Annotated in this window: 18 protein-coding genes; 7 read left to right on the top strand and 11 right to left on the bottom strand. The window is 68.1% G+C overall.

Annotated elements, in window-relative coordinates; translation table 11 throughout:
- The first annotated feature begins 39 nt into the window (after positions 1-39).
- Both BU28_RS0103160 and BU28_RS0103165 read left to right on the top strand, forming a co-directional pair.
- Positions 40-462 carry an OsmC family protein gene (locus tag BU28_RS0103160; RefSeq protein ID WP_028718156.1) on the top strand — a complete coding sequence of 141 codons (423 nt, stop codon included), beginning with the start codon at positions 40-42 and terminating at the stop codon, positions 460-462.
- On the top strand, positions 462-1298 hold the full coding sequence (locus BU28_RS0103165) for a transglutaminase-like domain-containing protein (protein ID WP_028718157.1): 837 nt from the start codon (positions 462-464) through the stop codon (positions 1296-1298). The genes BU28_RS0103160 and BU28_RS0103165 overlap by 1 nt, the downstream gene beginning before the upstream one ends.
- Here the strand turns inward: BU28_RS0103165 and BU28_RS0103170 are convergent.
- Positions 1295-2890 carry a peptide chain release factor 3 gene (locus BU28_RS0103170; RefSeq protein WP_028718158.1) on the bottom strand — a complete coding sequence of 532 codons (1596 nt, stop codon included), beginning with the start codon at positions 2888-2890 and terminating at the stop codon, positions 1295-1297. The two genes, BU28_RS0103165 and BU28_RS0103170, sit on opposite strands and share 4 nt — an antisense overlap.
- Positions 2891-2922: 32 nt before the next feature.
- Positions 2923-3672 (bottom strand): NAD kinase, encoded by a 750-nt coding sequence (locus BU28_RS0103175; RefSeq protein ID WP_028718159.1) that lies wholly within the window; start codon positions 3670-3672, stop codon positions 2923-2925.
- A gap of 143 nt (positions 3673-3815) precedes the next feature.
- Between BU28_RS0103175 and glyA the strand changes: the two genes are divergently transcribed.
- On the top strand, positions 3816-5099 hold the full coding sequence (gene glyA / locus BU28_RS0103180; RefSeq protein WP_028718160.1) for a serine hydroxymethyltransferase: 1284 nt from the start codon (positions 3816-3818) through the stop codon (positions 5097-5099).
- Between the two features lie 246 nt (positions 5100-5345).
- Here the strand turns inward: glyA and BU28_RS0103185 are convergent, their stop codons facing one another.
- Entirely contained in the window at positions 5346-5735 is a 390-nt protein-coding gene (locus tag BU28_RS0103185) for a hypothetical protein (protein WP_028718161.1), read from the bottom strand.
- Positions 5736-5807: 72 nt separating this feature from the next.
- On the opposite strand from BU28_RS0103185, the gene BU28_RS0103190 reads away from it, so the two are divergent.
- Entirely contained in the window at positions 5808-6572 is a 765-nt protein-coding gene (locus BU28_RS0103190; RefSeq protein WP_036761905.1) for an alpha/beta fold hydrolase, read from the top strand.
- Positions 6573-6599: 27 nt separating this feature from the next.
- On the opposite strand, the gene BU28_RS0103195 is transcribed toward BU28_RS0103190, so the two are convergent.
- The gene (locus tag BU28_RS0103195; protein ID WP_036761825.1) at positions 6600-6902 is read right to left on the bottom strand and encodes a hypothetical protein; all 303 of its coding nucleotides are present in this window, start codon (positions 6900-6902) and stop codon (positions 6600-6602) included.
- A 102-nt stretch (positions 6903-7004) separates the two neighbouring features.
- On the opposite strand from BU28_RS0103195, the gene BU28_RS0103200 reads away from it, so the two are divergent.
- The gene (locus BU28_RS0103200; protein ID WP_028718164.1) at positions 7005-7151 is read left to right on the top strand and encodes an entericidin A/B family lipoprotein; all 147 of its coding nucleotides are present in this window, start codon (positions 7005-7007) and stop codon (positions 7149-7151) included.
- Positions 7152-7276: 125 nt separating this feature from the next.
- Here BU28_RS0103200 and BU28_RS0103205 read toward each other — a convergent pair whose 3' ends face one another.
- From BU28_RS0103205 to trxB, 4 genes are all read right to left on the bottom strand, one after another.
- Positions 7277-8086: a glycosyltransferase family 2 protein gene (locus tag BU28_RS0103205; RefSeq protein WP_028718165.1), complete on the bottom strand. Its 810-nt coding sequence runs from the start codon at positions 8084-8086 to the stop codon at positions 7277-7279.
- Complete coding sequence (locus BU28_RS0103210; protein ID WP_028718166.1) at positions 8083-8862, bottom strand: hypothetical protein; 780 nt, start codon at positions 8860-8862, stop codon at positions 8083-8085. Before BU28_RS0103210 ends, BU28_RS0103205 begins: the two co-directional genes overlap by 4 nt.
- Before the next feature lie 90 nt (positions 8863-8952).
- Complete coding sequence (locus tag BU28_RS0103215; RefSeq protein WP_028718167.1) at positions 8953-10662, bottom strand: bifunctional sulfate adenylyltransferase/adenylylsulfate kinase; 1710 nt, start codon at positions 10660-10662, stop codon at positions 8953-8955.
- 262 nt (positions 10663-10924) lie between these two features.
- Positions 10925-11938, bottom strand: coding sequence for a thioredoxin-disulfide reductase (gene trxB / locus BU28_RS0103220; protein WP_028718168.1), 1014 nt, complete (start codon positions 11936-11938; stop codon positions 10925-10927).
- Between the two features lie 161 nt (positions 11939-12099).
- Here trxB and BU28_RS0103225 point away from each other — a divergent pair, with 161 nt between their 5' ends.
- Positions 12100-12600: an Lrp/AsnC family transcriptional regulator gene (locus BU28_RS0103225; protein WP_028718169.1), complete on the top strand. Its 501-nt coding sequence runs from the start codon at positions 12100-12102 to the stop codon at positions 12598-12600.
- Between the two features lie 79 nt (positions 12601-12679).
- Entirely contained in the window at positions 12680-13474 is a 795-nt protein-coding gene (locus BU28_RS0103230) for a hypothetical protein (protein WP_051577714.1), read from the top strand.
- Between the two features lie 107 nt (positions 13475-13581).
- Here the strand turns inward: BU28_RS0103230 and pgeF are convergent, their stop codons facing one another.
- Genes pgeF through lgt form a run of 3 tightly spaced genes read right to left on the bottom strand, consistent with a single transcriptional unit; the run spans position 13582 to position 16263 of the window.
- A complete protein-coding gene (gene pgeF, locus BU28_RS0103235; RefSeq protein ID WP_028718171.1) occupies positions 13582-14346 on the bottom strand; it encodes a peptidoglycan editing factor PgeF in 765 nt (254 codons plus the stop codon).
- Positions 14330-15388, bottom strand: a complete 1059-nt coding sequence (locus BU28_RS0103240; protein ID WP_028718172.1) for a class I SAM-dependent methyltransferase — start codon at positions 15386-15388, stop codon at positions 14330-14332. The genes pgeF and BU28_RS0103240 overlap by 17 nt, the downstream gene beginning before the upstream one ends.
- Positions 15385-16263, bottom strand: coding sequence for a prolipoprotein diacylglyceryl transferase (gene lgt, locus BU28_RS0103245; RefSeq protein ID WP_028718173.1), 879 nt, complete (start codon positions 16261-16263; stop codon positions 15385-15387). Before lgt ends, BU28_RS0103240 begins: the two co-directional genes overlap by 4 nt.
- Between the last annotated feature and the right edge of the window lie 101 nt (positions 16264-16364).

Genomic DNA, 16364 nt, shown 5'->3' on the forward strand with positions numbered 1-16364 from the left:
CGCGTTGTCTGGGGCAATGCATGCATCAAGGAGCTTCCCATGATCACCAACTTTGGCTCGGCGAAATGGCAGGGCGGTCTCAAGGACGGCCAGGGCCAGGTCTCGACCAAGTCGGGCGCGCTCAAGGACCAGCCCTACGGCTTCAAGACCCGGTTCGAGGACGCCCCCGGCACCAATCCCGAGGAACTGATCGGCGCGGCGCATGCCGCCTGCTTCAGCATGGCGCTGTCCATGATCCTTGCTGGCGAGGGCGTGACCGATGTGACCATCGAGACGAAATCGACCATCGGGCTGGACAAGGAAGGCGACGGCTTCGCCATCAAGACCGCCCATCTGGAAACCCGCGTCTCGGGCAACGGCGACCGCAGCGTGATCGAGGAAGCCGCCCGCAAGGCCGAAAAGAACTGCCCCGTCAGCAAGGTGCTGAACGCCGACATTTCGCTGGATGTGACTGTGGCCTGATGCTGATCCGCTATGGCTATCGCATCACCATAGGCTCGGATCAGCCGCTGCCGCTGGTCACGCTGATGACCGCGCGGCCCGAGCGGCGCCTGGACCTGCGCGCGCCCGAGGTGTTCCGCACCGATCCGGGCGTGCCCTTTTCGGTTCACACCGACATCTACGGCAACCTGCGGATGCGGATGACCGCGCCCGCGGGGGACTTCACCCTGGAAAGCGACGCGACCATCGCCGATCATGGGCTTTTCGACCCGGTCTGCCCGGACGCCCAGGAAATGCCCGTCCCTTCGCTGCCGGACGAGGCACTGCACTATCTGACCCCCTCCCGCTATTGCGAGACGGACCTGCTTTACGATGCGGCCTGGCATCATTTTGGCCAGGTGCCGGCGGGCTGGGCCCGGGTCCAGGCGGTCAACGATTTCGTCCATGGGCACCTGCGCTTCAGCTATCCCCAGGCCGACACCTTCCGCACGGCCAAGGGCGCCTATGACAGCGGGCTGGGGGTGTGCCGCGACTATGCCCACCTAGCCATCGCCTTCTGCCGGTGCCTGAACATTCCGGCGCGCTATGTCTTTGGACACCTGGGCGACATCGGCATTCCGGCGCCGCCCGACCCGATGGACTTCTGCGCCTGGATGGAGGTCTGGCTCTCGGGCCGCTGGTGGACCTTCGATCCCCGCAACAACCGCCCGCGCATCGGCCGCATCAAGATCGGCCACGGGCGCGACGCGGCCGACACGCCCATGCTGACCACCTTCGGCGGCCATGTGCTGAAGCATTTCGAGGTCTGGACCGACGAGGTGGACCAGGACGGCAATCTCGTGCCGAACTGGTACTAGACCATCATTTCCTTGGTGGCGGTCAGCCGCAGCTCGGGGTGGTCGCGGCCGACGCGGTCGATGTCCCATTGCAGCCGGGTCAGATAGACCAGGTCGCCGTCATGGTCCTGCGCCATGTGGCCCTTGTTCGCCTGGGCGAAGGCCTCGACCTTGTCCTTGGGCCCCGCCACCCAGCGCGCGCTGGTGAACTGGCTGCTTTCGAACCGCACGGGCAGGCCGTATTCGATCTCGATCCGGCTCGCCAGCACCTCGAACTGCAAGGCGCCCACCACGCCGACGATGAAGCCCGAACCGATCATCGGCTTGAAGACCTTGGCCGCGCCTTCCTCGGCGAATTGCATCAGCGCCTTTTCCAGATGCTTGGCCTTCATCGGATCGCCTGCGCGCACGGTCTGCAGCAGTTCGGGCGCGAAACTGGGGATACCGGTAAAGCGCAGCGCCTCGCCCTCGGTCAGCGCGTCGCCGATGCGCAGTTGGCCGTGGTTCGGGATGCCGATGATGTCGCCAGCCCAGGCCTCCTCGGCCAGCTCGCGGTCGGCGGCCAGGAACAGCACCGGGTTCGACACCGCCATCGGCTTTTTCGACCGGACGTGCAGCAGCTTCATCCCCCGCTCGAAATGCCCCGAGGCGAGGCGCACGAAGGCCACCCGGTCGCGGTGCTTGGGGTCCATGTTCGCCTGCACCTTGAAGACAAAGCCGGTCACGGGTTTCTCGTCGGGGCTGATCTGGCGCTCGGCGGCGTTCTGCGGCTGCGGCTCGGGACCGAACTCGCCGATGCCCTGCATCAATTCCTTGACGCCGAAGCTGTTGATGGCCGAGCCGAACCAGATCGGCGTCATGTGCCCTTCCAGGAAGGACTTGCGGTCGAAGGCCGGCAGCAGCTCGCGCGCCATCTCAAGCTCGTCGCGCAGCTTCTCCAGCAGGTCGGCGGGGACATGCTCGGCCAGCTTCGGGTCGTCCAGGCCCGAAATCTGCACCGTCTCCGCGACCTTGTTGCGGTCCGCGCGGTCCATGATCTCCAGCCGGTCGTTAAGCAGGTCATAGGCACCGATGAAGTCGCGCCCCATGCCGATCGGCCAGCTCACGGGGGCCACGTCGATGGCCAGGTTCTCCTGGATCTCGTCGATGATCTCGAAAGTGTCGCGGCTTTCGCGGTCCATCTTGTTGCAGAAGGTCAGGATCGGCAGGTCGCGCAGCCGGCAGACCTCGAACAGCTTGCGGGTCTGGCTTTCGACGCCCTTGGCCCCGTCGATGACCATGATCGCAGCGTCCACGGCGGTCAGGGTGCGATAGGTGTCCTCGGAAAAATCGCTGTGGCCGGGGGTATCGACCAGGTTGAAGCGATAGGGCCCGAACTCGAACGACATCGCCGAGGCCGAGACCGAGATGCCGCGGTCCTGCTCCATCTTCATGAAGTCCGACCGCGTGCGCCGCGCCTCGCCCTTGGCGCGGACCTGGCCGGCCATCTGGATCGCGCCGCCGAACAGCAGGAACTTCTCGGTCAGCGTCGTCTTGCCGGCGTCCGGGTGCGAGATGATCGCGAAGGTCCGGCGGCGGGCGATTTCGGGGGGCAGGACGGGTTGGTTGCTCATGGCGGGGCGTTTACCCCGGCCCGGCGCCAGCCTCAAACGAATTGTTCGCGCATCAGCCGTTCCTCCAGCCCGTGGCCGGGGTCGAACAGCAGCCGGTGGCTGATCGAGGTCTCGGTGCGGATCTCGACCCACAGGACGGAATCGACGCCGCGCGAATCGGCGTCGGCCATGACCGGGCGCTTGTCGGGTTCCAGCACGTCGAACCGCAGCGTGGCGGTGCTGGGCAGGATGGCGCCGCGCCAGCGCCGGGGGCGGAAGGCGGCAATCGCGGTCAGCGCCAGCACGTCGCTGCCCAGAGGCAGGATCGGCCCGTTCGCCGAATAGTTATAGGCCGTCGATCCGGCAGGCGTCGAAAGCAGCGCGCCGTCGCAGACCAGCTCCTGCATCCTGACCTTGCCGTTCACGCTGATCTGCAGCCGCGCCGCCTGGGGGCCCGCGCGCAACAGGCTGACCTCGTTGATGGCCAGGGCGCAATGTTCGTGCCCGTCCGTGGTGCCCGCGGTCATCGCCAGCGGGTTCACCGCCGTTTCCTCGGCCGCCGCAATGCGGGCGGGCAGCCCCGCCTCGGAATAGCTGTTCATCAGGAAACCCACGGTGCCCCGGTTCATGCCATAGACCGGCAGGCCGCGGTTCTGGTGCATCACCGACAGCATCAGCCCGTCGCCGCCCAGCGCCACGATCACCTCGGCCTCGCGCAGGGGGACATGGCCATAGCGTTCCGACAGCCGTTCGGCGGCGGTGACGGCGGCTTCGGTGCTGCTGGCGATGAAGTGCATTTTCATGCCCGCCATCATGGCCGCCCCGGGGCCGGGCGCAAGTCCCCCCGCGCACGGGATAATCTTCCGCCCGGCCGTCGCATCCGTCCTAGCGGGGCGGGCGGAAAGGCGCTAGAAGGCCGGCAAGCCGCTTTTTGCATGAGGACCAGATGACCGACACCGGATTCTTCACCGAGACGCTGGACAGCCGCGACCCCGAAATCTTCGGCGCCATCCGCAAGGAACTGGGCCGCCAGCGCGAGGAAATCGAACTGATCGCCTCGGAAAACATCGTCTCCAAGGCGGTGCTCGAGGCGCAGGGCTCGGTCCTGACCAACAAATACGCCGAAGGCTATCCGGGCAAGCGCTACTACGGCGGCTGCCAGTATGTCGACATCGTCGAAGACCTGGCGATCGAGCGCGCGAAGAAGCTGTTCGGCTGCGGCTTCGCCAACGTGCAGCCGAACTCGGGCAGCCAGATGAACCAGGCGGTGTTCCTGGCGCTTCTGCAGCCGGGCGACACCTTCATGGGCCTGGACCTGAATTCGGGCGGGCACCTGACGCATGGCTCGCCGGTGAACATGTCGGGCAAGTGGTTCAACGTCGTCAGCTACGGCGTGCGCCAGCAAGACCAACTGCTGGACATGGACGACATCCGCAAGAAGGCGCTGGAGCACAAGCCCAAGCTGATCGTCGCCGGCGGCACCGCATACAGCCGCGTCTGGGACTGGGCCGCCTTCCGCGCCATCGCCGATGAGGTCGGCGCCTATCTGATGGTCGACATGGCCCATATCGCGGGCCTGGTCGCGGGCGGCCAGCACCCCTCGCCCCTGCCCCACGCCCATGTGGTGACGACGACCACGCACAAGTCCCTGCGCGGCCCGCGCGGCGGCATGGTGCTGACGAACGACGAAGGCATCGCGAAAAAGATCAACTCGGCGGTGTTCCCCGGCCTGCAGGGCGGCCCGCTGATGCATGTGATCGCCGCCAAGGCGGTGGCGTTCAAGGAGGCGCTGGAGCCTTCGTTCAAGGACTATGCCGCGCAGGTGGTCAAGAACGCCCAGGCCATGGCCGACGAGCTGATGAAGGGCGGCATCGACATCGTGTCGGGCGGCACTGACAACCATCTGTGCCTCGCGGACCTGCGCCCGAAAGGCGTGACCGGCAAGGCGACCGAGGCGGCGCTGGGCCGCGCCCACATCACCTGCAACAAGAACGGCGTCCCCTTCGACCCGGAAAAACCCTTCGTGACCTCGGGCATCCGCCTGGGCGCCCCCGCCGGCACCACCCGCGGCTTCGGCGAGGAGGAGTTCCGCCAGATCGCCCGCTGGATCGTCGAGGTCGTCGATGGCCTGGCCGCCAATGGCGAGCAGGGCAATGCCGAGGTCGAGGCCAAGGTGAAATCCGAGGTCGAGGCCCTCTGCGCCCGCTTCCCGCTGTATAACGGCATGTGATCCCCGTGCGGCGCGGTCCCGCCGGGTTCGCGCCACACCCCGGAAAAACGCCTCATGCGCCCCCATTGAGGGGGCCATGAGCCGCGGCGGCCCTGCCGCCGATCCTCTCCCTGTGACACCGGCACCGGCATTGTGGCGCGCCCCACAGGTACGCGGCGTGTGACACAGAGCCTCCGCTCCTGTCCGGCGCAGAGGACGCATCCGTGACAAACGGACGCGGTGAAGCGCCAGTACGGGCGCTGCTTCCTATCCCGGCAACAGCCCGCGCGCGGTCATCAGCCAGACCACCAGCGCGCCCAGCAGCATCAGCCCCATCACGATGCTGGCTGCGATGCCCGCGGCGCGGCCGCGCAGCCGCGCGCCCTGCCCCAGCGGGCGCAGATAGGCGGTCAGCGCCCGGTGCGCGCGGTCATAGCGGGTCCGGTCGACCTGACGGGCCAGGCGCGGATGGCCGGCCAGCCGGTCGGCCTCGGCCATGAACCGGGCCTCGCGCCGCAGCCGGCGCGGCAGGGCGCCGCCGCGCTTGCGCATCATGCTGTCCAGATCGGCCTGCTGGCCGCGCTTGAGCCCGCCAAAGCGCGCCGCCATCAGGCTTGCCACCTCGTCGGCCTTCGGCCGGATCTCGTCGATGCCCATGCCTGTCCCCCTTCGACTTTGAACCTACCCCCTCTGGCGCCCATTCGCCAGTGGCGCTAGGGTCGCGCCATGATGCTGAACATGACGACGATGGGCGAGACTTCGGACCAGCCCCCGGTGCTGCTGGCGCATGGGCTGTTCGGATCGGGCAAGAACCTGGGCGGGCTGGCCCGCAGGCTGGCGGCGACGCGGCGCGTGGTCTCGGTCGACATGCGCAACCACGGCGACAGCCCCCAGGACCCAGACCACTCCTACCCGGCCCTGGCCCGCGACCTTGCCGAGATGATCGAGGCGCAGGGCGGTCAGGCGGATGTCCTGGGCCATTCGATGGGCGGCAAGGCCGCGATGATGCTGGCGCTGACCCATCCAGCGCTGGTGCGTCGGCTGGTCGTCCTGGACATCGCCCCCTATGGCTACGACCACAGCCAGACCGACCTGATCGACGCGATGGAGGCGCTGGACCTGAGCGGCCTGCGCCTGCGTTCGGAAGCCGACGCCCGGCTGGCCCGGCAGGTCGCCGAACCCGGCGTGCGCGCCTTCCTGCTGCAATCTCTGGACCTGAAATCCGATCCCCCGCGCTGGAAGCTGAACCTGCCCGCGCTGCGCGACCAGATGCCCCTGCTGGTCGGCTGGCCTGAGGCGCCGCGCGCCCGCTTCGACGGTCCCGCCCTGTTCCTGGCCGGCGCGCAGTCGACCTATTGCCGCGAGCCGCAGGTCGAGGCGATCCGCGCCTTCTTCCCGCAGGCCAGGATCCGGTTCATGGCCGGCGCAGGGCACTGGCTGCACGCCGACCGCCCGGCCGAGGTGGCGGACGCAGTGGCCGATTTCCTGGGCTGACCTGCGGCGGGACGGCCCGAGAAATCCTCAGCAGCGCAGCGTCACCCGCGCCTCTCCGGTGTCGCCGGGAATGCGCGTGACCAGGCTGCCAGGGACGGGGCGGCAGCCGGTGGCCTGGGCTGCCGCCTGCATCATCAGTTCCGGCACCGGCGCGCGCGCGGCCCGCGACAGATAGCCCAGGCGGATCACCTCGGCCTCGGCGCCCTTGTGAAAGACGGCAAAGCGGATGCCGTCCAGCGTGACATCGTGGCGCACGGCGCCAATGAAGCCCGGCGCCGGAAAGGCGCAGGCGCAAAGCAGCAACAGGGGAATCAGGCTTAGGATCTGCATGGCCCCAGCATGGCGCCAAATCCTTAACGAAAGCCTAAGCCCGGCCCGGAACCCGAGGGCCGGCAAGACGTTGTTCCGGCAACCCAAACCAGGAGCTTGACGATGAACCGTATCCTGAAGCTGTCGCCCATCCTTGCCCTCATGGCGCTGGCCGCCTGCGAGACCGTCCAGGGGGCCGGCCGCGACATGCAGGCCGCCGGCACCGCCGTTTCGCGCGAAAGCCGCGAGGTGCAGTCCCAGGGCCTGTGACGCCCCGGTCGGACAAGCTGCAAGCCGCGCGCCGTCAGGACGGCTGCGCGGCTTTTTCGTTCCAGGTCCCGCGCACGAAGACGGATCAATGCGACTGCGCTCGCCCTCAAGCGCGCGGACCACGGTCAGCCTGTGGGCCAGCCGTAATGTCCCAGCATTGCCGCGACCGCACGGTCGTTGCCGTCGCCCGCCAGATTGGTGCTTCGCAGGTTCTGTCCCTGCGTGCCCGGCCATTCCACGATGCGAAAGCGATGGCCGATCTTTTCCGGCCGCGAACCACACAGCCGGTGCATCCAGTAAAGCCAGACATCGTCAGCCGAAGGCGCCAGCGCCTGGAACAGTCGGGCATCGGTCACATCGGAATGGAACACATCGGGCGCGTAAAGCACGCCGCCCACGCCGGTCGGGAACACCAGCGGCCCGGCCTGCGGCTGCGTCAGGTTGCGCTGCCAGTCGCCATAGGCCGATGGGCGGCCGTCCCGCAGCGCAACCAGATGCGCCCGATGCGCCACCACGCCCGCGCCGGCACGCGCCACCAGCCCGGCCAGCCAGTCGGGTCCGTAATAGACGTCGTCATCGGCGGTGACGATATGGGCATCGGGAAAGGCCAGCACCGCCGGCACGATCTTCTTGTAGCTGCGCCAGGCCGGACAGACCCGCACCTCGACGGGCAGGTTGGTCACCTCGGCCGGCAAACGCGCGTCATCGCCGTCATCCAACCACAAGACCACCCGGTCGGCGGCCACGCTTTGCGCAAGAAGCGAGCGCAGCACCAGATGCAGCCGGGCAAAGCGCGGCGGATGGCTGGTCAGGCTGATGACCAGCGGCGTCGTCAAACCATGCGGACGGGGCGTGCCGCTGCGGGCGAGGATCTCGGCCTCGGCGCCACGGACGCGGCGCGCCTGCTTCCAGGCCCGGAATGCATCCGAGATCATCCCTGCCAGGCCCGGCGCAGCCAGTCGATCTTGCCGATCCGGCGATACCACGTGCTGCCGCGCCCGGAAAAGACATCCTCCATCTTCGGCGCGCCGGCGAACAGCACGATCTTGGCCCCCTCGGGCAGGCTTGGGTCCTTGAAATAGCTCAGCAGGTTATAGGGCACGCAATCATTCTTGAAGCTGACGCACCAGCCCTTGGGCCAATAATGCAGATGGCCATGGGCGGCCAGTTGCGCGCTTTGAAACTGCTGGCTGATCTCGTACGTCGTGGTCGCGGCCTTCGGGTCGGCCAGATAAGCATCCAGAATGTAGGCATGCGCGCCAACAACATAGCGAAAGACCGAGCTGTTGCCGACCGAATGCAGGAAACGGTCGCGCGCCGGATTGACGCGGCGCAGCGGCTTGGCGCGGAACAGATCGTCGTCGCGGATAATGAAATAGTCCCCCGGCAGGTCGAAGAACGGGCCCAGGTCGTCCACCACCACCAGGTCCAGGTCCAGAAACAGCGCCGTCGCGCCTGCAAACCCGCCCAGGTCGGCGCGAAACAGCGCAAGCTTGCGCCAGCGCGTGTCCGTGCTGCCCTCGGGCAGGCCCAGTTCCGGCAGCGGCATCGCCTCGACCCCCGGATCCAGCCCGGCGGGGTCGTCGGTGAAGCAGACGAAGCGGTGCGGCCGCGCCAGATGGCGGCGGACCTGCGCATGCAGCCGGTTCACGTCCTCGGCCCCGTAGAGCGTGCCCCATTTCATGGTCAGGATCAGAACAGGCTCGGTCATCCCAGTCACCTCATGGCTCGCGGTCCGCGATAAGAAAGGGGGCCGCCCCGGTCAACGCCCGAGCGGCCCCCGCCGTTCACACCCCAGCGATCACTGCAGGCCGATCAGGCCCATCTGCTCCAGCTTCAGCAGCACCTGATGGGCGGCGTGATCGACGTCATAGCCCTCGGTCTGGATGCGCAGTTCGGGGTTCGCGGGTTCCTCGTAGGGGTCCGAGATGCCGGTGAACTCCTTGATCTTGCCTTCGCGGGCCAGCTTGTAGAGGCCCTTGCGGTCGCGCCGCTCGCATTCCTCAAGGCTGGTCGCGACATGCACCTCGATGAAGGCGCCGCCGGCCTCGACCATCTCGCGCACCGCGCGCCGCGTCGCGGTATAGGGCGCGATGGGGGCGCAGATCGCGATGCCGCCGTTCTTGGTGATCTCGGACGCGACATAGCCGATGCGCTTGATGTTGATGTCGCGGTGCTCTTTGCTGAAGCCCAGCTCCGAGGACAGGTGCTTGCGCACCACGTCGCCGTCCAGCAGCGTGACCGGACGCCCGCCCAGTTCCATCAGCTTGACCATCAGCGCGTTGGCGATGGTCGACTTGCCCGAGCCCGACAGCCCGGTGAAGAACACCGTGAAGCCCTGCTTGCCCCGCGGCGGCGAGGTGCGGCGCAGCTGCTCGACCACCTCGGGGAAGCTGAACCACTCGGGGATTTCCAGCCCTTCGCGCAGGCGGCGGCGCAGTTCGGTGCCCGAGATGTTCAGGACGGTCACGCCCTCCTCGATCTCGTCGGCGGGCTCGTATTGCGCGCGCTCCTGGACATAGACCATCTGCTTGAAATCGACCATTTCGACGCCGATCTCGTCCTGGTGCTTGCGGAACAGCTCCTGCGCCTCGTAGGGACCGTAGAAGTCCTGCCCTTGCGAGTTCTTGCCGGGGCCGGCGTGGTCGCGGCCGACGATCATGTGGGTCAGGCCGTGGTTGCGGCGGATGATGCCGTGCCAGACCGCCTCGCGCGGGCCGCCCATGCGCATCGCCAGGTTCAGCAGCGACAGGTGGGTGGTCGCCGCCGGATACTTGTCCAGCACCGCCTCATAGCAGCGCACGCGGGTGAAATGGTCCACGTCGCCCGGCTTGGTCATGCCGACGACCGGGTGGATCAGCAGGTTGGCCTGGGCTTCGCGCGCGGCGCGGAAGGTCAGCTCCTGGTGGGCGCGGTGCAGCGGGTTGCGGGTCTGGAACGCGACGATGCGGCGCCAGCCCAGCTTGCGGAAATAGGCCCGCAGCTCGTTCGGGGTGTCGCGGCGGCCGCGGAAATCGTAATGCGTCGGCGGCTGGATGCCGGTCACCGGACCGCCCAGATAGACCGGGCCCGCCACGTTGTGCAGGTAGTTCACGGACGGATGCGCCAGGTCGTCGGCGCCGAACACCTTTTCGGCCTCAAGGCTCTTGTTCGGGGTCCACTTGTCGGTGACCGACAGGATCGCCAGGATGACGCCTTCCTGGTCGCGCAGCGCGATGTCCTGGCCCGGCTCGATCTTGTCGGCGAAGTCTTGGCTGACGTCCAGGTTGATCGGCATCGGCCACAGCGCGCCGCTGGTCAGGTGCATGTTGTCCAGGACGCCTTCGTAATCGGCCTGGGTCAGGAAGCCCTTCAGCGGATGAAAGCCGCCGTTCATCAGCAGCTCCAGGTCGCAGATCTGGCGCGGGGTCAGATCCCAGGACAGCATGTTGCCGGCCTCGGCCTTCAGCTTCTGCGCGGATTCGGCGCTGACGTAAAGTTCCGGGATCGGGGCGAGGTTCGGCAAGGTCATCGGCTCACTCGACATTGGGGAAGGGGCGCGGCCCCCTTCGTTCGCAATACATGCGGGCGCTTCGGCCCGGTCATGGGCTGCCCCTTAGCCGGGCGCGATTGGGGTTTCAACAGAAGGTTCGGTGAATTTTGCCGGTTCTGTCCCATTTCGGCCATGCCTTGCCGGGGGTTGGCCGGAACTGCCTTTCGGCCCGTCCCGGCAGCCCCGGTTCAGCTTTCCCCGGCGGCGGTCCGGCAGGGAACGAAATCCCCGCCCGCCCCCATCAAGCGGGAATTTCCGCCCCTTCTGGGTTCGGCGCCCCCGCCATCGCATGTTCGGCAAGCCAGCGCTCGGCATCCAGCGCCGCCATGCAGCCCATGCCCGCGCTGGTGACCGCCTGGCGATAGATGTGGTCGGTCAGGTCGCCCGCCGCGAACACGCCGGGAATCGAGGTCCGCGTGCTGCCCGGCTCGACCTTCACATAGCCGCCGTTGTGCAGCTCCAGCTGGTCCCGCACCAGTTCCGAGGCCGGGGCATGGCCGATCGCGACAAAGACCCCGTCCGCCGGAACCACCCGCTCCTCGCCCGTGGCGACATGCCGCACCCGGACGCCGGTCACGCCCAGGGGCGCGGTCGTGCCCTCGACCTCGGCCAGCTGGTGGTTCCACAGCACCTCGACCTTCGGATGCCGGAACAGCCGCTCCTGCAGGATCTTCTCGGCCCGCAGGCTGTCGCGGCGGTGGATCAGCGTCACCTTGCTGGCGAAATTGGTCAGGAACAGCGCCTCCTCGACGGCCGTGTTGCCGCCGCCCAGCACCACGACCTCGCGCCCGCGATAGAAGAACCCGTCGCAGGTCGCGCAGGCCGAGACGCCGAAGCCCTTGAACTTCTCCTCGCTCTCAAGCCCCAGCCAGCGGGCCTGCGCGCCGGTCGCCAGGATCACCGCATCCGCCGTCACCCGCGCGCCCGAGTCGAGCTCGGCCACGAAGGGCCGCGCCTTCAGGTCCAGCCGCACCACCGTGTCGACGAAGATGCGCGCCCCCATGGCCTTGGCATGGGCCTCCATCCGCACCATCAGGTCGGGGCCCTGCACCTGCGTCTCGCCCGGCCAGTTCTCGACCTCGGTGGTGATGGTCAGCTGGCCGCCCGGCTGCATCCCCTGGATCAGCACCGGCTCCAGCATGGCGCGCGCGGCATAGACGGCGGCGGTGTAGCCGGCCGGCCCCGAGCCCACGATCAAAAGCCGGGTGTGGGCGGGCAGGACGGCGTCGGCGATTTCGGCGGGCACATGCGACATGGATCTGGACCTTTTTCGTTGCGGGCCCTAGGTAATCACCCCCGCCCGTTCATGCAATCCACCCCGCATCCGCGGCGCGGGCGGAAAGAATATTGCGCAAACAGGCCCGGCAAGATAGCGTCCGGCAAGGTTTTCGGCCCAGAAGGGCCCCAGAGGAATGAATGAGCGGCAATCGACTGGACGACATCGACCGTAAGATCCTTGCGGAACTGCAGGCGGATGGCCGGATGACGAATGTCGAACTGGCGCGCCGCGTCGGCATCTCGGCGCCGCCCTGCCTGCGCCGCGTCCGCGCGCTCGAGGAGGCGGGCTACATCCGCGGCTACCACGCCGAGATCGACGCCCGCGAGCTGGGGTTCGAGGTGCAGGTCTTTGCCATGGTCCGCCTGCTCAGCCAGTCCGAACGCGACCTTTCCGCCTTCGAGGCGCTGGCCCGCGGCTGGCCCCTGGTCCGCGAATGCCACATGCTGAACGGCGAGATCGACTTCATCCTGAAATGCGTGGCCCCCGACCTGCCAAGCTTCCAGCGCTTCCTGACCGAAAGCCTGACCGCCGCCCCGAACGTGGCCTCGGTCAAGACGTCCCTGGTCATCCGCTGCGCCAAGGACGAGCCGGGCGTGCCGTTCACCGTCGTCGAGGATCGGGCGGCGGCGTTGGGGTGACGCCTCCCACTTTGTCAGCCAACCGTCAGCCAGCACGTGCTAGTGCGCGTTACCTTGTCTTTCCCTGTGGTTGGTTTCCTTGCCGCTTATCGTCACGCTATCCTCGATCCCGCCGCGTTTTTCCGGGCTTGGCCCGACACTGACCTCGATCCTGCGCCAAAGGGTGGCGCCCGACCAGGTGCGGCTTTACATCCCGCGCGCCTATCGCCGCTTTCCTGACTGGGACGGAACGCTGCCGCAGGTGCCGGCCGGCGTCGCGATCCACCGCTGCGACCAGGACTTCGGCCCGGCGACCAAGATCCTGCCGGCGGTGCGCGACTTGGCCGGGCAGCCGGTCGAGCTGCTGCTCTGCGACGACGACCGGCTTTACGACCGCGAATGGACCGCGCGTTTCCTGGCCGCGCGCCGCGCCCACCCCAACTGCGTGATCGCCGAGGCCGGCCGCTTTGTCCCCGACCACAACGCCACCCCCTTGCCCCGCGCCACGCCCCGGCGCAAGGACTGGCGCTATCGGCTGCGCCGCGCGCTGTCGCTGGGCCGGTGGCGGCCGTTGCCCTGGACCAGATCGGGCCATGTCGACGTGTTCAAAGGCTATGGTGGCGCGCTGCTGCGGCCCGATTTCCTGCCCGAACGCGCCTTCGACATTCCCGACCTGTTGTGGACGGTGGACGATCCCTGGCTGTCGGGCTGCCTGGCCGCGAACGGGGTCAGGATCTGGCTGAACGCCGACGGCCTGCACCCGCCCGAACAGCGCAATGCCCGCCGCGACGCGCTGCTGGACTTTGTCCTGTCGGGCCGCGGCCGGGGCGACGCCAACGCGGCCTGCTTTGCCTGGTGCCGCCAGCACCTGGGCGTCTGGGGCGCGCGCACCTGACGGACGCCGTCCGGTGCACGCCCGGTGTACGCACGGTGTACGCCGGTCACAGCCCGTTTTTCAGCAAAACCAAGCCCTTGCCGAACCGCGCCCGGCCCCGGCAGCCGTCACAACGCGATGACGGAAATCAGCCGCCCGTAATCGACTTCGTGCAGATGCGTGCTGCGGCGATAGGAATAGAAGCAGTCGGGGTCGGAATAGGTGCAATGCCGCGTCCACTCGGCCTCGACGCCCGCGTCGCGCAGCCGCGACAGGCCGAAGCCCGGCAGGTCGAACATCGGCCTCCCGTTCGGCCCGCCCGAGAAAAACCTCTGGTAATCAGGATCTTCGGCCAGGACCTCATCCATGAACTCCTCGCCGACCTCATAGGCACGCTGGCTGATGCAGGGACCGATGACCGCGCGGATGCGGGTGGCGCCCAGGTCCGTCATGGCGCCCACCGCCGCCTCGATCACCCCCGACAGCGCGCCGCGCCAGCCCGCATGCACCGCACCGATGACGCCCGCCTCGGCATCCGCCAGCAGGATCGGCTGGCAATCGGCGGTCAGCACGGCCAGCGCGACCCCCGGCTGGTCGGTGACGATGGCATCGGCGCGAACTTTCGCCAGATCAAGGGCTTGGGCCGCGTCCTTCAGGACGGCGACCTCGGCCGAATGGGTCTGGTGGACGGTCGCCAGCCGGTCATGCGGCACGCCGATGGCGTCGGCGACCCGGCCCCGGTTGATCGCGACGATCTCGCCCTGATCGCTGGAGCCGAAGCCGCAGTTCAGCCCGGAAAACAGCCCGGACGAGGCGCCGCCCCGCCGCGTGAAAAAGCCGTGGCGCACCGGCGCCAGCAGCGGATGGGTCAGGATTTCAAGCGCGGTCTGCATTGGGCTCCAAAGCTTCGAAACCGGGCGGCACCGGGGCTTGGGGCGCCCAGAACGCCAGAACTTTGAACAACTGACCCATTTCCTCGGGCGCGGTCAAGCGATGAAGCGCGGCCATCGCGCCCGCGTCGCCCGCGCCCGCTAGCCGCGCGGCCCGCTGCCCGATGCCAAGGCGCAACAGCCATTCGCCCTGTGCTATCATGCGCGAAACCCGGGCGCCCGCCGCCTGCCCCGCCAAAGCCAAGGGCTTGAAATCGACATGCGCCGTCAGATCCGCCTCTCCGGGATTGTCCAGAACGCCTTCGGGGCGGTGGCGGCGCAGCGCCTGAAAGGTGTCTCCGCGCCCGTCCCAGGTGCCGTAATCCAGCAGGATCGCGCAGCCGCCATGCGCCGCGATCCGGCCCGCGATCTCCGCAACGATGGGCAGCGCCTCGGGGCAGGTCTCGCGCACTTCGCCCAAGGGCGCGTTTGGGCCCGGCTGGGGCGCGGCAAGGCCCAGCGCCAGGCGGCCCTGCGGGTCCAGCGCCACGATACGCTCGGCCCAGCCTTCCTTCGTGCGCTGGACCTGCCGGATCGGAAGCGCGTCGAAGAACTCATTTGCTATCATAAACAACGGATTGTCAGGAATATCTGAAGCACTTTCCAAGTGCGTGACCGGACCCAGACGGTCGCGCTGGACGCCGCGCAGATGGGGCGAGGCCTCGATCAGCACCACCTCGGCCGCTTCGCGCATGCCCGGCACCACGCGGATCGCGCGCAGGACATCGGCCATCAGCGTGCCCCGGCCCGGCCCGATCTCGGCCAGCGTGAAGGGTGCCGGCCGGCCTTGGTCCAGCCAGGCCTGGGCCAGCGCCAGCCCCAGCATTTCCCCGAACATCTGGCTGATTTCCGGCGCCGTGGTAAAGTCGCCCGCCGCCCCGAAAGGATCGCGCGTCGCGTAATAGCCGTGCTCGGGATGCAGCAGGCACAGCCGCATGTATTCGTCCAGCCGCAGCGGTCCCGACAGCCGGATCCGCGCCGCGATCAGACGCGCCAGGGGCGTCATGCGACGGCGGCGCGACGCCGCGCCATCAGCACGAAACCCAATCCGATCAGGATCATGGGCAAGGACAGAAGCTGGCCCATGCTGAGCCCCCAGACCGGCCCGCCGATCACATGGCCCAGCGGATTGCCCGCGGTGATGAACTGCGCGTCGGCCTGGCGAAAGAACTCGACGACAAAGCGCGACAGGCCATAGCCCGCCAGGAACACGCCCAGCACCAGCCCCGGCCGGCGCAGCGCGCCCCCCCGGACCAGAAGGAACAGGACGGCGGCCAGCACCACGCCCTCCAGCCCCGCCTCGTAGAGCTGGCTCGGGTGGCGGGCGCAAAGCCCTGAAACGCCGGGACAATCCTGCGCCGCCTCGCCAGGAAAGACCACGCCCCAGGGCAGGTCGGTCGGACGGCCCCAAAGCTCGGCGTTGATGAAGTTCGCCACCCGGCCCAGCCCCAGCCCGATGGGCGTGGCCACCGCCAGCGCGTCGGCCAGTCCCAGCGCCGGCACGCCATGGCGCCGGCAATAGATCCAGGCCGCGACCACGACCCCCAGAAAGCCGCCGTGAAAGGACATGCCGCCCTGCCACAGCTTCAGGATCTGGCCCGGATTGGCCAGGTAATAGCCCGGTTCATAGAACAGCACGAAGCCCAGCCGCCCGCCCAGGACGACGCCCAGGACGACCCAGGTCAGCAGTTCCTCGGCCTGTTCGGGGCGCATCGGCGTGCGCCCGCCCCACAGCGCGGGGCGGCGCATCAGCCCCACGATGATGCGCCAGCCGACGATCAGCCCGACCAGATAGGCCAGCGCATACCAGCGCAGCGAAAACGACAGGCCGAACAGATGGATGGTGAAAATCTCGGGCGAAATCTGGGGGAAGGGGATCATGGGGTCCTCGTTTCGCGGGTGCCGGCCGGGGCTGCGCGGGGTCCGTCGGCAATTGAACCGCCGCGCCCCAAGGGCCATATAGGGCGGGACCCGAAACCGAA

The sequence above is a fragment of the Paracoccus yeei ATCC BAA-599 genome, assembly GCF_000622145.1.
Lineage (GTDB): Bacteria > Pseudomonadota > Alphaproteobacteria > Rhodobacterales > Rhodobacteraceae > Paracoccus > Paracoccus yeei.

Excerpts from the sequence above, each read along its gene's own strand:
- BU28_RS0103200 (WP_028718164.1), top strand. The coding sequence starts at position 7,005 with ATGAACCGTATCCTGAAGCTGTCGCCCATCCTTGCCCTCATGGCGCTG.
- BU28_RS0103190 (WP_036761905.1), top strand. The coding sequence starts at position 5,808 with ATGCTGAACATGACGACGATGGGCGAGACTTCGGACCAGCCCCCGGTG.
- pgeF (WP_028718171.1), bottom strand. The coding sequence starts at position 14,346 with ATGCAGACCGCGCTTGAAATCCTGACCCATCCGCTGCTGGCGCCGGTG.
- trxB (WP_028718168.1), bottom strand. The coding sequence starts at position 11,938 with ATGTCGCATGTGCCCGCCGAAATCGCCGACGCCGTCCTGCCCGCCCAC.
- BU28_RS0103205 (WP_028718165.1), bottom strand. The coding sequence starts at position 8,086 with ATGATCTCGGATGCATTCCGGGCCTGGAAGCAGGCGCGCCGCGTCCGT.
- BU28_RS0103240 (WP_028718172.1), bottom strand. The coding sequence starts at position 15,388 with ATGACGCCCCTGGCGCGTCTGATCGCGGCGCGGATCCGGCTGTCGGGA.
- BU28_RS0103160 (WP_028718156.1), top strand. The coding sequence starts at position 40 with ATGATCACCAACTTTGGCTCGGCGAAATGGCAGGGCGGTCTCAAGGAC.
- BU28_RS0103170 (WP_028718158.1), bottom strand. The coding sequence starts at position 2,890 with ATGAGCAACCAACCCGTCCTGCCCCCCGAAATCGCCCGCCGCCGGACC.
- BU28_RS0103225 (WP_028718169.1), top strand. The coding sequence starts at position 12,100 with ATGAGCGGCAATCGACTGGACGACATCGACCGTAAGATCCTTGCGGAA.
- BU28_RS0103185 (WP_028718161.1), bottom strand. The coding sequence starts at position 5,735 with ATGGGCATCGACGAGATCCGGCCGAAGGCCGACGAGGTGGCAAGCCTG.
- BU28_RS0103175 (WP_028718159.1), bottom strand. The coding sequence starts at position 3,672 with ATGAAAATGCACTTCATCGCCAGCAGCACCGAAGCCGCCGTCACCGCC.
- BU28_RS0103195 (WP_036761825.1), bottom strand. The coding sequence starts at position 6,902 with ATGCAGATCCTAAGCCTGATTCCCCTGTTGCTGCTTTGCGCCTGCGCC.
- BU28_RS0103165 (WP_028718157.1), top strand. The coding sequence starts at position 462 with ATGCTGATCCGCTATGGCTATCGCATCACCATAGGCTCGGATCAGCCG.
- BU28_RS0103215 (WP_028718167.1), bottom strand. The coding sequence starts at position 10,662 with ATGACCTTGCCGAACCTCGCCCCGATCCCGGAACTTTACGTCAGCGCC.
- BU28_RS0103210 (WP_028718166.1), bottom strand. The coding sequence starts at position 8,862 with ATGACCGAGCCTGTTCTGATCCTGACCATGAAATGGGGCACGCTCTAC.
- glyA (WP_028718160.1), top strand. The coding sequence starts at position 3,816 with ATGACCGACACCGGATTCTTCACCGAGACGCTGGACAGCCGCGACCCC.
- lgt (WP_028718173.1), bottom strand. The coding sequence starts at position 16,263 with ATGATCCCCTTCCCCCAGATTTCGCCCGAGATTTTCACCATCCATCTG.